Raw genomic sequence first — 12,948 nt, forward strand, 5'->3', positions numbered from 1 at the left:
CAGTTGAAAACAGATCATCAGCGAAATGATCCGACCCCGGTCGCACTTCATACACCGCAATGCCGTGCGCCGCAAGTCTGGGTGCGCAAGCTTCAAGGGCGTCCAGATCGCGACCATCGACATCAGCGCATGTCGGGAAATTACCCGTTCACTCCCCACACCACAACGGCGTCCAGCATAAAATGGGCGCTATTCGCGCACGCCGCGCGAACTTCGCCCGTAATTCGGGTTTCCACGGAGCGGCACGGTGAACGATAAAGATCGAATTGCAGGCGCGACGAAGGCCCTGGCGGTCATTGAGGCGTTCGACGAAGACCATCCCCGCATGAATCCGGCGGCCGTCGCGGCGCTGACCGGCCTGACCCGTACCGCAGCCCGCCGCTATCTGCTGACGCTCGCCGAAGCGGGTTACGCTGAGACTGACGGAAGGCTCTTCTGGCTCGCACCCCGTGTGCTGCGCCTCGGCACGGCGTATTTTTCGTCGGCCCGTCTGCCGCGTATCGCGCAGCCCTTCCTGCAGCGCATCACCGCCGCCGTGCAGGAAAGCGCGCTGCTGGCGGTGCTCGACGGCGACGATGTCGTCTACGTGGCGCGCAACGGCGCGAGCCGGGTCACGACAGTCGGCTTTGTGCTCGGCTCGCGTGCGGCCCCGCCGCTTTCATCGGCGGGCATGATCGTGCTTGCCTACCAGCCGCCCGAGCGCGTGACGGATTTCCTCGAACGATACGAACCCAAGGTGTTCACGCCGCACACGATCGTCGACAAGTCGCGGCTGCGGGCCCAGATCGACCAGGTGCTTCAGAATGGCTACGCGATGTCGGAAGAACAGCTCGAAGTGGGCATGCGCGGCGTCGCCGTGCCGCTGCGCAACCACAACGGCGTCGTGATCGGCGCAATCAGCGTCAGCATGCAAACGGGCAAGGAGACAGGCAGCGAGGCGCTCGCACGCGTGCTGCCCGTGTTGCAGGAAACCGCGGCCCTGTTGCGCGCCGTGGTGTAACGGCGCGGCACCGGAAATCGCTAAAGCGCCGCGTCCATGCCGATCACCTCGACGGCCTTGCGCTCATAACCGCCCGTCGCCAGCAGCAGGCTGCGCGTGTAGTCGTTGTCCACCTGCTGCGCGCGGATCGCTTCGATACCCAGTTCCTCGACGATCTCGCCGTTGCGCATCACCGCCACGCGCGAGCAGAGAAAGCCGATCACCGCAAGGTTGTGGCTCACGAGGATCATCGTGAGATTGCGTTCACGGTGCAGCCGCCGCAGCAGGTTGAGAATTTCGGCCTGAACCGATACATCGAGTGCGGACGTCGGTTCGTCGAGCAGCAGCACGCGCGGCTCGACGATCAGCGCCCGCGCAATCGCCACACGCTGCCGCTGGCCGCCCGAAAGCTGATGCGGATAGCGAAACCGGAACGCCGCGCCGAGCCCCACTTCCTGCAAGGCAGCGACGATGCGTTCGTCCTGCCGGTCGATGCCGTTGATCGCGAGCGGCTCGCGCAACGTCTGGTCGACGGTAAAACGCGGATGGAGCGACCCATACGGATCCTGGAACACCATCTGCACGTCGCGACGAAACGCGCGACCCGCCCTTTCACCGGGTACGTGAGAACCGGTCTTCATCGTGCCGGCGGCAGCGGCTACAAGACCCGTGAGCGCGCGCAGAATCGTCGACTTGCCGGAACCCGATTCGCCGACGATGCCGAACACTTCGCCCTCGCCCACATGGAAGGTCGCGTCGCGCACCGCGTCGAAGTGCCCGGTCTTCGTCCTGAAACGCACTGTAAGCGCGCTGACATCGATCATTCGAACACTCCCTGCGATTCCTTGAGCCACGCCGGATCGCGCTTTAACACGGTCAGCTCTTCCGGCGGATTCACGAGCGGCGGATTCGCCGCGAGCAGCCCGCGCGTATAGGGATGCTGCGCATGCGCGAGATCGCGCGCCGCGCAGGTTTCCACCACGCGCCCCGCGTACATCACCACGACGCGGTCGCAGAACGACATCACGAGCGGCAGGTCGTGACTGATGAACAGCAGCCCCGTGTCGTGCTTTTCGATCATCTCGTCGAGAATGCCGAGCACCTGCATCGAGACGAGCACATCGAGCGCGCTGGTCGGCTCGTCGGCAACGAGAAGACGCGGCCCGGACGACACCATCATCGCGATCATCACGCGCTGGCCCATGCCGCCCGACAGCTCGTGCGGGTACGCATCGGCGACACGTTCGGGCGCACGGATGTGCACCGCTTCGAGCGCGGCGACGATCTTGCCGCGCATCTCGCGACGCGAGACTTTCGGGCCATGCAGCGCGAACGCCTCAGCCATCTGCTGCGCGACGGTCATCACCGGATTCAGCGAATATTTCGGGTCCTGCAGGATCATGCCCATCTGCCGGCCGCACAGCTTGCGGCGCTTCGCGGCGGACATCGCGAGCAGATCCTCGCCGTCGAACTTCAGCGTCTTCGCCGTGCAGTGCGCCGCAGGCGGCAAAAGGCCGAGCAGCGCGCGCCCCGTCAGCGATTTGCCGGAACCCGATTCGCCGACGATGCCAAGCCGCTCGCCGCGTCGCACCGACAGGGACAGGCCGCGGACGGCATCGACGGGCGTGCCGTCGTGGCCACGAAAGGCGATACGCAGATCGTCGATTTCGCACAGGTGCTGCGTGGTTTCTGATTGCATGTCAGCCTCCGTGGCGCGGATCGAAGACGTCGCGCAGGCCATCGCCGAGCAGGTTGAACGCGAGACTCACGAGCAGGATCGCGAAGCCGGGAATCGTCGCGACCCACCACGAATCGAGCAGCACGTTGCGGCCCGATGCGACCATGAAGCCCCACTCCGGCGCGGGCGGTTGCGCGCCGAGGCCGAGGAAGCCGAGACCGGCGACAGTCAGGATGATGCCGGCCATGTCGAGCGTCGCACGCACGATCACCGACGACGAGCACAGCGGCACGATATACCGTAGCAGGATGCGCAGCTTCGAAGCGCCTTGCAGACGCGCGACGTGGATGAAATCGGCCTCGACGAGCCGCAGCGTCTCGGCACGCGAAAGTCGCGCGTACGCGGGCCACGCCGTGATTGAAATTGCGATGACTGCGTTGATGACACCCGGCCCAAGCGCCGCGGCGAACGCCAGCGCGAGCACGATCTTCGGAAACGCGAGCGCGACATCGGTGACCCGCATCAGCACGTTATCGACCCAGCCGCCAAAGAAGCCGGCCGTGGTGCCGATCATGAGGCCCACCGGCACGACGATGACTACCACGAGCATTGCAATCGAAAGCGTGAGACGTGAGCCGTAAATCAGGCGCGAAAGAATGTCGCGACCAAGCTGGTCCGTGCCGAACCAGTGCGACGCGGAGCCCGGTGGCATGAGCCGGTCCGACAGCACCTGCTGCAATGGATCATGCGGCGCGATCAGCGGGCCGATTGCCGCGATGATGATCAATACCGCCAGAATCACGAAGCCGAACACAGACAGCGGATTGCTCGCAAAACGCTGCCAGCGCCGATATGCGAGACCGAGGGCGGCCTGTTTGCGCGACGCAGGCGTATCGGTCAGCAGCCAGCTTTTCCAGTTTTGCGGTGCAGCGTTCATCGATAGTTCCGGGTTTTGCGTAGCGTGATCGGAAGACGACTGCATCAAATGTATCTCCGGGTCATCAGCGGGCGCGCGGATCGAACACACGATAAAGCGCGTCGGTCAGCAGGTTGAGCGCGATGAACGTCACGCCGATCACAAGCGTACTGCCCAGCACGGCGTTCATGTCGGCATTCAGCAGCGCGCCTGTCAGATAGGAACCGATGCCAGGCCACGCAAACACGATCTCGGTGAGCACCGACCCTTCCAGCAGAAAACTGTACGAGAGTGCAATCACGGTCAGAAGCGGCACCGCGATATTGCCGAACGCGTGACGCCAGATCACGCGTCGCTCGGGCAAGCCCTTCGCGCGCGCGGTCGTGATGTATTCCTGGCTCAGCTGTTCGAGCATGAACGAGCGCGTCATGCGGCTTAGATACGCGACCGAGTAATAGCCGAGAATGGCAGCCGGCAGCGCGATGTGCGAGAACGCGTTGAAGAACACGTCCCATTCGCCCGCGATGATCGAATCGACCAGCAGGCTGCCGGTGTGTGTATCGACCATTCCATCGAACACCGGATCGATACGCCCTGGCCCCGAGACCCAGTGCAGCTTCGCGTAGAAGAGCAGCAGCCCCATCAGGCCGAGCCAGAACACCGGCACCGAACTGCCCACGAGCCCCACGAAGCGCGCGACGTGATCGATCCACCGGTTATGACGCACCGCCGCTATCACGCCAAGCGGCACACCGATGATCACGCCGAGTATCGTCGAGAGCGTCGCGAGTTCGAGCGTCGCGGGAAACACGCGCTGGATGTCTTCGATGACGGGATGCGCGGTCAGCAGCGACATGCCGAAGTTGCCGTGCAGCACATCGCGTGCGTAGATCATGAACTGCACGAAGAGCGGCCGGTCGAGACCCAGCTGGAGACGCGCGGCCGCATAAGCGGCCGCCGACGCGCGATCGCCGAGAATCGCCAGCACCGGATCGATCGGCACCTTGCGGCCGATCACGAACGTAACGGCAAGCAGGCCCGTGAACGTGATCACGAGCGTCACGATCCAGCGCAAGAGGCGCAGCGTCCAGCGGATGCCAGAGCTTCGCGCGGAAAGCGCGCGCACGCGCCCGGGCGTGGTGACAGGCGTCGACATGATGGATTCCCGGTGTCGGCCAAAACGATCCGGCGAAGCCTCAACGGCTTCGCCTTCATTCGCTTTCGCCCGATACGTTACTGCTTCTTCAGGTCGCGATACGACACGAGGTCATTGATCGGACCCACCTCAAGACCCGTCACGCCCGGGCGCGCCGCCACCTGCGAAACCTGCTGGAACATGATCACGAACGGCGAACGGGCCAGCATCTGCTTTTGCATCGTCTGGTACAACTCCGCGCGCTTTGTCGTCGACGATTCGGCGAGCGCGGCATTCGTCTCTTTCGTCAGATCGGGAATGTCCCACGAATTACGCCACGCGAGCATCTTGTAGCTCGATTTGTCTGAGTTGTCCGGGTTCCACGCGAAGCCCTGCGCGTTGCTGTGCGGATCGATGTAATCCGCCGCCCATTCGCCGATGTAGATGTCATGCGAGCGCGAGCGGTATTTCGCCAGCGTCTGCTTGTTGTCGCCCGGAATGATCTGAACCTTGATGCCGCCCTGCGCCAGATTCGCCTGCACCGCTTCGGCGATTTCGCTGTACGGGTAGCCGTTGCGCACATCCATCGTCACGGAGAATCCATTGGGAAGGCCGGCCTTGGCAAGCAGCGCCTTCGCCTTCGCGACGTCCTGCTGATACGGATTCGTATTGAGTGCGCCAAGGAAGCCTTCGGGCAGGAACGTCTCGTGCACCTTGTACGTCGTTTTGGCCACATTGGTCTGGATGCCCTTGTAGTCGATCAGCCATTTCATCGCTTCCTGGACTTCCGGCTTCGCGAGATTCGGATTCTTGACGTTCAGGCCGAGGTACAGCAGCGTCGCCTGCGGCACGGCGCTCGTATGCGCCTTGCCCGATTTTGTCAGCGCGACGAGATCGTCCGGACTCAGGTTGCGCGCAACGTCGACGTCGCCGTTTTCAAGCAGCAGACGCTGGCTCGATGCTTCCGGCACGTGACGCAGCACGACGCGCTTCATGGCGAGCGGCACACGGTAGCCATCGAAACGCTGCAGCACGATGCTGTCGTTCGCGGTCCACTTCACGAGCTTGTACGCGCCGGAGCCTGCTTCGTTGGTACGCAGCCAGTCGTTGCCAAAGTCATTGCCCTTCTGATGCTGCATCAGCAACTGCTTGTCGACGACTGACGCCGGCCACGCGCCGAGCACGTTCAGTATGAACGTGGGCGCATATTTCTGGTCGGTCGTGACGCTCACGGTGGAGTCGTCGATTTTCTTTACGTTGGTGAGCGCGTTGTCCTTTGTAAGGCCGATACCTTGCAGCACGGCCGCCGCGCCCTTGTCGAGCAGGACCGTGCGCTGGATCGACCATGCGACGTCATCGGCACTCAACGGATTGCCCGAGTGGAATTTCAGGCCCGGCCGGATCTTGAACGTGAACGTCAGGCCATCAGGGCTGACGGTCCACGACTGCGCGACGTCGCCATTGAATTTCGACGGGTCTTTCAGATCGACTCGCACGAGCCTGTCGTAGGTATTCGCCACGTATTCTTCGGGCACGAGTTCGTAGACTTCGCCCGGATCGAGCGTGGTGAATTCGTCGAGGAACGTGGCCATCACGAACATGTCTTTCGGCGTCGCGGCGGCTGCGGGACCCGCGGCCGTGAACGACACCGCAAGAACCGAAGCCACTGCCGCCGCTGCCAGCGCATTGCGCAAAACCAGTTTCATACCCGCTCCATAAGAAGTGTTGTAGAGCCTTGCAGGGAACTGCGGATGCTGGAAACCGGCCCGCGCTACATGAGACGCAACGGGCCGCTCTCACTGTTGTCGATAAGGCGCAGCGAACGGGAACCGGGCAACTCGTAATGCCACCATTCGCTCTTGATATGGGTGAAGCCCGCCGCATGCATCACGCCGAGCAGCAGCAGCCGGTTGCGCTGCACGTGCTCGGGCAGGCCGGGATGAAAGTGTTCCGATTCAATGGTCATCGCGTCGAAGCCGGTGCCCATGTCGATTTCGTTGCCGTTCGCGTCGAGCAGCGTCAGGTCGATCGCCGTGCCGCGACTGTGATTAGAACCGAGACCAAGGTCGGCGATGTAGTTCGGATCGGGCAGGAAGTCCCACAGCACCTGCTGTGCCTGGGGCGGACGGTACGCGTCAAAAATCCGCAGCTTCATGCCGACCGTCTTCGCGATTGCCACGGCCTTGTGCAAGGCCGCCTCGGCGGGCGTGAGCAGCAGGCAATGCGCGGCCTTGTAGATCGGCTTGCCCGTGAGGTTGCGGTCCGTGGCATAGACGAGGTCGATATCGACATCGTGCGTTTCGGGCGTAATGTGGATCAGTCGGTGGGCTTCTGTCATGGGGTGCGCGCGGTTGGCGTAAGCGTGCCGAAGTGGGCTAGAGATCAAATTGATCGAGTTCGCGCTGCAATTCACGATTGCGCGCGACGCGTTCGTCGATGGCCGGGCCAAGCCGCTCGACGACCGACGTGATCAACAGGTTGAACAGGCAGGTCAACGGTGCAAGCGAATCCCAGAACTGGCCGACGTCGGTCTTGACCTGCAGCAGGTCGCACGGGAAGTCGCGCGCCCACGGGCAGTACAGGTCGGTGACGAGCGCAAACGGCAGCCCGCGCTGCGTCGCCGCCTCGCAGTAGCTGCGCGCGATGCGCGAGTAAGCACGGATATCGGTGACGACAAGATAGGGCGAAGCAAAACCGGAGTTAAGCGAATCGACGTACGAACCCGACATACCGTCCGAATAGAACACGCGCGGGCGGATGTATTCGAGGTAGCTCGAAAATGCGTTGCTGATGCCGCGGGTCGACTGGATGCCGAGGATGTACACCGCATCGGCGGTCGCCAGGCGTTCGGCGACGTGCGCGAAGGCAGGCGTCCGGGCAAGCTGGTAGACGTACTGGACGGCGTCGAGCTCGAGATCGAGCGAGCGCCCAAGCGTGCTGCCAGCGCCCACGCTCTCGCCCGTCGCTACGCCGTCGAACCGGGCCATGGGCTCCTGCGGATCGGCATGCCGCGGCTCGCGCGTTTGAGTTTGAGTTTGAGCCGCTAACCGGCGATATTCCTCCAGCCGGTCGGTGATCATCCACGGACGCTCCTGCACGCCACGCAGTTCGCGCTTGAGGTCATCCAGGTTGCGATAGCCAACGCTGCGCAGGAAGCGCCCCACGGAAATCCCGCTCGTGCAGGTTTGCTGCGCGATCTGGTCGGCGGTTTCGAGCCCCAGCCGCTCGAGGTTCGCCAGCATGTAGCTCGCGATACGTTTCGCGGTCGGGGTCAGCCCGGCGTAACGCGATTCGACAGTCTGTGCAAACGCGGTCGGCATCGTGGCTGGCGGCATTGGTTAGATATCTGTCATTCTTTTCTCGATTGACATCTATCTGACAAAACCAATAAAGTCAGCGCCAGCTTAAAAAATCTATCAAAAGAGACCGGTTAATAGGCGCACGGGCGCCTGCTGACCCTGCCTACTGTATGGGGATTCAGACAAACAGGCCACCAGGGCCCGCCCCGGATGCGACGAGACTCAGCTCAAATTCAGGAGACACTTAGTTATATGTCGTCGTATAACTATATGACGAACTGAAATATTTGCCGCATATTCAAGCTTCCTGCCTTACGGAGCGCGGCATTGCCCTGTTCTGCCCGCTTCTCGCGGACGAAAAAGGAACCAGGCGAAAACCGCCGCTCAGGCCGCGCGCTCGCGCCATACGGGTAATTACCCGGTGTACATCCTGTATCTCATATAGATAGACTCACGCAGTCATAGGACAACATACAAATCCACCCAGCTTTTGCCCTGTGCAAGGCCGGATGGCCGAGTGACCGGAGACCACGCCATCTCCAGCGCCACATTTCCCATGGCGGCTGGTCGAGAAACGAGAGCCGGGATACGGGCCAGGACCGTATCGCAGCTTTTGCAATCGATCGATGGTTTATTTTCAGAGGAAATATCGCGATGAAAAACAACTTTAACCTTTCCCGTGTTTCGTTGATGGTGGCGGCGTCGGTGCTGGCCTTGAGCACCGGTGCAGCACAGGCGCGCGTCTTCCGCGTGGCCGATGTGCACAGCGACACCTACCCGACCAACATGGCCGTGAAGTACATGGGTGAGCAGATCTCGAAGGGGACCGACGGCAAGGATTCGGTCAAGGTCTTCGGCAACAGCTCGCTCGGCTCTGAAAACGACACCATCGACCAGGTCCGTATCGGCGCGCTCGACATGACGCGCGCGAACGGCGCAGCGTTCAACGAAATCGTGCCGGAATCGATGATTCCGTCGCTGCCGTTCCTGTTCCGTGACATCGACCATTTCCGCAAGGTCATGTACGGCCCGGAAGGCCAGAAGATTCTCGACGCCTTCAAGGCGAAGGGCATGATCGCGCTGACCTTCTATGAAAGCGGCGCACGTTCGATCTACACGAAGAAGGCGATCCATTCGCCGGCTGACATGAAGGGCCTCAAGGTCCGCGTGCAGCCGTCCGACCTGATGGTCGACGAAATCCGCGCAATGGGCGGCACGCCGACGCCGATGCCGTTCGCCGAGGTCTACACGGGCCTGAAGACGGGTCTCGTCGACGCAGCGGAAAACAACCTGCCGTCCTACGACGAAACGAAGCACTTCGAAGTCGCGCCCGTGTTCTCGGAAACCCAGCATGCGATGACGCCGGAAGTGCTGGTGTTCTCGAAGAAGGTGTGGGACACGCTGACGCCGCAGGAACAGGAAGTCATCAAGAAGGCTGCAGCTGACTCGGTGCCTTACTACCAGAAGCTGTGGACGGCACGTGAAGCCGATGCTGCGAAAACCGTGACGAAGGGCGGCGCCACGATCGTCGCTTCGTCGCAGATCGATCGCGCTGCGTTCGTGAAGGCGATGCAACCGGTCTGGACCAAGTACGAAAAGACGCCGGCGATGAAGCAGATCGTCGACGAAATCCAGGCGGTCAAGTAAGTCTCACCCGCAGGTGATGGCGGAATGTCCGGCAGTGTGTCTTGCCGGACGTTCCGCCACAAGCATTTTCCCGCCGGCCGCCAGCGGCCGCGCGGGGAAGTCTGAATGGGCAGGATTAGTCCGTTGTATGGAAGGATGGAATAAATGACCTTCATGAAACGCCCGAACGATTTTATTGCCCGGGTGCTGGCTATCGTGGCGTCGATCAGCCTTGCCGTGTTGACCGTGCTGGTCTTTTACGGCGTGGTGATGCGTTATGTCTTTAACGATGCACCCGATTTCGTCGAGCCGATCGCCCTGCTGCTGGTGATCGTCATCGCCATGTTCGGGGCCTCGCTCAAGGTTCGCGAAAGCGGGCATATCGGGCTTGATTCGCTTGTCAAGAAGCTGTCGCCCAAAGGGCAGATCGCCGCCGAGGCCTTCCAGCATCTTTGCCTGATTGCGCTTTCCGTCGCGATTTTCTCTGGCTGCCTGCAAATGGCGGAAACGACGATGGAAGACCGGATTCCAATTCTCGGCCTGCCCGAAGCAATCCGCTACTTCATTCCCGTCGCTGCCAGCGTCTGCATTATTCTTTTCTCGCTCGAACATCTGCTGAAGCTGTTCGCGCGGGAACACAACTAGAGCAATCATGGAACTTGCCATTCTGTTTGTCAGTTTTATCGTGTTCCTCGTTCTCGGGGTTCCGGTCTCGTTTGCGTTGGGGCTCTCGTGCGTCCTGACGTACCTGTTTGAAGGCCTGCCCGCGGCAACCGCGATGCAGTCGATGATCTCGGGCATGAACGCGTTCTCGTTCCTCGCGGTCCCCTTCTTCATCTTCTCCGGCGAACTGATGCTGCACGGCGGTATCGCCGACCGCATCCTGAAGTTCGCGCAGGCCGCCGTCGGGCACTTCCGCGGTGGTCTCGGCATGGCCAACGTCGTCGCCTGTACGCTGTTCGGCGGCGTGTCGGGTTCGCCGACAGCCGATACGTCGGCAATGGGCGGCGTCGTGATTCCGCTGATGAAGCGCGAAGGCTATAGCGCGGCGTATGCGGTCAACGTGACGACACACTCGTCGCTCGCCGGCGCGCTGATGCCGACGTCGACGAACATGATCATCTATGCGTTCGCTGCACAGGGGATCACGGGCACGTTGAACGGACAGACGCTGAGCGGCGTTTCGATCGGCGACCTGCTGTTCTCCGGGCTGCTGCCGGTGCTGTGGGTGATGGGTTTCGTGCTGATCGCAGCCTACTGGCAAGCGGTTCGTTTCGGCTACCCGCGCCGTGCTGACGGTTCGACCGGCGTGCAGAAGTTTCCCGGCTGGTTCGCGGTGGGCAGGACGTTCCTTGGCGCAGTGCCGGGCCTGATGGTGATCGCAATCATCCTCGTGTGCGTGGCAAAAGGCATTGCAACGGCGACAGAAGCCGCGGCGATTGCGGTGGCCTATTCGCTCGTGCTGACACTCCTCGTCTATCGCACGATGACGATGAAGAAACTGTTCGTGGCGCTCTCCCGCGCAACCAAGACGACTGGTGTGGTGCTGCTGCTGATCGCCGTGTCGAACATGCTGCGCTTCCAGATGGCTTATCTGGAGATTCCGGACGCGATTGAACGTCTGCTCGAGCACGCAACGACGATTCCGTGGCTGATGCTGCTGTACATCAACATTCTCCAGGTCTTCCTCGGTACGTTCGTCGACATGGCTGCCCACATCCTGATCACGACGCCGCTGTTCCTGCCGATGGCGATGCATGCCGGCGTGGGTCCCGTGCAGTTCGGCATCATGATTCTCCTGAACTGCGCACTCGGCCTGGTTCACCCGCCGATCGGCTCGGTGCAGTTCATTGGCTGCGCGATCGGTAACGTCTCGATCGGCGAAACGACGAAAATCGCGTGGCCGTACTATCTGGCCATCTTCAGCGCAATTAACGTGGTCACCTACATGCCGTTCTTCTCGACGTGGTTGCCAAGCGTGATTAACGGACACCCGGTGTATTGAGGTCCAAGGGTTTTATCAGGCAGATACGAACAGCCCCGCACATGCGGGGCTGTTTTCTTTTGCGCCCCGCGTTCGTGACGCTGGCCGCTTTCCTGCCTGACGAAAGACCTGCGTGCGGCTCAAGTTACTTCTCCACCACGCCAAGCAGCGCCTGCTTTCCTCCCACGTATTGGTAGAGCGAAATCACGCCGTGCCGCAGATCGCCCTTCGGATCGAACTGCGTCTGGCCGAGCACGCCCTGATGGTCGGTCGCGGGCATTGCCGCGAGAATCTTTGCCGGCTCGGTGGACTGCGCGCGCTTCATCGCATCGACGACGATACCTACCGCGTCATACGCGAACGGCGAATTGAGCACCGGCGCGAAGCCAAAGCGCTTCTTGTAGCGCTCGACGAACGCGGGACCGTCCGCCATTTTCAGCAACGGCGCGCCGGCAATCGAGCAGACGACGTTGTCTGCCGCATCGCCTGCGAGTTTCGCGAGATCGTCAGCGCATAGTCCGTCGCCGGCCAGCACCTTGACCGTGATGCCCAGCTGTTTTGCCTGTTTTGCGAACGGGCCGCCCGTGCCGTCGAGTCCACCGTACATGATCGCATCCGGTTTTTCGCCCTTGATTTTCGTGAGAATCGCGCGGAAGTCGACCGCCTTGTCCGTGCTTGCGTCATGCGAAAGTACCGTGATGCCATCGAGCTTCGCCTGCTTTTCGAACTCGACGGCGAGACCCTGCCCGTATGCAGTCGAATCGTCGACGATTGCGATCGTTTTGACCTTCAGCGTTTTCGCGGCGTAGTCGGCAAGCGTCGGTCCCTGCTGTGCATCGGTGGCGACGACGCGATAAGCGGTCCGGAAGCCCTGTTGCGTGTAGGCCGGATTCGTCGCGGACGGCGACACCTGGACGATGCCTGCGTCGTTGTAGATCTTTGAGGCTGGAATGGTAGATCCGGACTGCATGTGGCCGATCACCGCGACAACCTTGTCGTCGACCAGTTTCTGCGCGACCTGGGTCGCCTGACGCGGGTCACCCGCATCGTCCTGTGCGTCGAAGACGAGCGTCACCTTGTGTCCGGCGATTACGAGACCCGCCTGGTTGATTTCCTCGATCGCGAGCCGCGCGCCGTTCTCGGTGTCCTTGCCGAGATAGGAGGCAGGCCCCGTGACGGGCGCGGCCTCGCCGATCTTCACCCTCTCGTCCGCATGGGCCACACCGGCTGCAACGACCGCCCACGCCCCCAGAATGCCGACGGCCGTCACGCCGCGACCCAACGCTGTGAATTTGCTCATGCTTCACCCGAAAAAGAAGTGTGGTTAGCTG

General features: G+C 61.8%; 12 protein-coding genes. 4 read left to right on the plus strand and 8 right to left on the minus strand.

The genetic code is table 11. The annotated features are described in order from the left end of the window. The first annotated feature begins 247 nt into the window (after positions 1 to 247). The gene (locus tag LPA36_RS22065) at positions 248 to 1,000 is read left to right on the plus strand and encodes an IclR family transcriptional regulator domain-containing protein (RefSeq protein ID WP_228881501.1); all 753 of its coding nucleotides are present in this window, start codon (positions 248 to 250) and stop codon (positions 998 to 1,000) included. A 20-nt stretch (positions 1,001 to 1,020) separates the two neighbouring features. Here LPA36_RS22065 and LPA36_RS22070 read toward each other — a convergent pair whose 3' ends face one another. From LPA36_RS22070 to sapR, 7 genes are all read right to left on the minus strand, one after another. Next, positions 1,021 to 1,803 carry an ABC transporter ATP-binding protein gene (locus LPA36_RS22070; protein ID WP_228881504.1) on the minus strand — a complete coding sequence of 261 codons (783 nt, stop codon included), beginning with the start codon at positions 1,801 to 1,803 and terminating at the stop codon, positions 1,021 to 1,023. Then, positions 1,800 to 2,678 carry an ABC transporter ATP-binding protein gene (locus LPA36_RS22075; RefSeq protein ID WP_228881508.1) on the minus strand — a complete coding sequence of 293 codons (879 nt, stop codon included), beginning with the start codon at positions 2,676 to 2,678 and terminating at the stop codon, positions 1,800 to 1,802. Before LPA36_RS22075 ends, LPA36_RS22070 begins: the two co-directional genes overlap by 4 nt. A gap of 1 nt (position 2,679) precedes the next feature. Further along, entirely contained in the window at positions 2,680 to 3,594 is a 915-nt protein-coding gene (nikC, locus tag LPA36_RS22080) for a nickel transporter permease (protein ID WP_228881510.1), read from the minus strand. 64 nt (positions 3,595 to 3,658) lie between these two features. Next, positions 3,659 to 4,729, minus strand: a complete 1,071-nt coding sequence (locus tag LPA36_RS22085) for an ABC transporter permease (RefSeq protein ID WP_228881514.1) — start codon at positions 4,727 to 4,729, stop codon at positions 3,659 to 3,661. Between the two features lie 77 nt (positions 4,730 to 4,806). Further along, positions 4,807 to 6,414 (minus strand): ABC transporter substrate-binding protein, encoded by a 1,608-nt coding sequence (locus LPA36_RS22090; protein ID WP_228881516.1) that lies wholly within the window; start codon positions 6,412 to 6,414, stop codon positions 4,807 to 4,809. A gap of 65 nt (positions 6,415 to 6,479) precedes the next feature. Continuing rightward, a complete protein-coding gene (gene ddpX, locus LPA36_RS22095) occupies positions 6,480 to 7,046 on the minus strand; it encodes a D-alanyl-D-alanine dipeptidase (protein WP_228881518.1) in 567 nt (188 codons plus the stop codon). A 37-nt stretch (positions 7,047 to 7,083) separates the two neighbouring features. Further along, complete coding sequence (gene sapR / locus LPA36_RS22100) at positions 7,084 to 8,043, minus strand: sap1 transcriptional regulator SapR (protein WP_407674320.1); 960 nt, start codon at positions 8,041 to 8,043, stop codon at positions 7,084 to 7,086. A gap of 618 nt (positions 8,044 to 8,661) precedes the next feature. On the opposite strand from sapR, the gene LPA36_RS22105 reads away from it, so the two are divergent. The 3 genes from LPA36_RS22105 to LPA36_RS22115 all read left to right on the plus strand — a co-directional run bounded on the left by LPA36_RS22105 (position 8,662) and on the right by LPA36_RS22115 (position 11,638). Continuing rightward, a complete protein-coding gene (locus LPA36_RS22105) occupies positions 8,662 to 9,654 on the plus strand; it encodes a TRAP transporter substrate-binding protein (RefSeq protein WP_228881521.1) in 993 nt (330 codons plus the stop codon). A 144-nt stretch (positions 9,655 to 9,798) separates the two neighbouring features. Then, positions 9,799 to 10,278, plus strand: coding sequence for a TRAP transporter small permease (locus tag LPA36_RS22110; protein ID WP_228881523.1), 480 nt, complete (start codon positions 9,799 to 9,801; stop codon positions 10,276 to 10,278). Positions 10,279 to 10,285: 7 nt separating this feature from the next. Next, the gene (locus tag LPA36_RS22115) at positions 10,286 to 11,638 is read left to right on the plus strand and encodes a TRAP transporter large permease (protein WP_228881526.1); all 1,353 of its coding nucleotides are present in this window, start codon (positions 10,286 to 10,288) and stop codon (positions 11,636 to 11,638) included. Positions 11,639 to 11,762: 124 nt separating this feature from the next. Here the strand turns inward: LPA36_RS22115 and LPA36_RS22120 are convergent, their stop codons facing one another. After that, entirely contained in the window at positions 11,763 to 12,917 is a 1,155-nt protein-coding gene (locus LPA36_RS22120; protein WP_228881537.1) for a branched-chain amino acid ABC transporter substrate-binding protein, read from the minus strand. Between the last annotated feature and the right edge of the window lie 31 nt (positions 12,918 to 12,948).

It is taken from the genome of Paraburkholderia saeva, from assembly GCF_907164555.1.
Taxonomy (GTDB): domain Bacteria; phylum Pseudomonadota; class Gammaproteobacteria; order Burkholderiales; family Burkholderiaceae; genus Paraburkholderia; species Paraburkholderia saeva.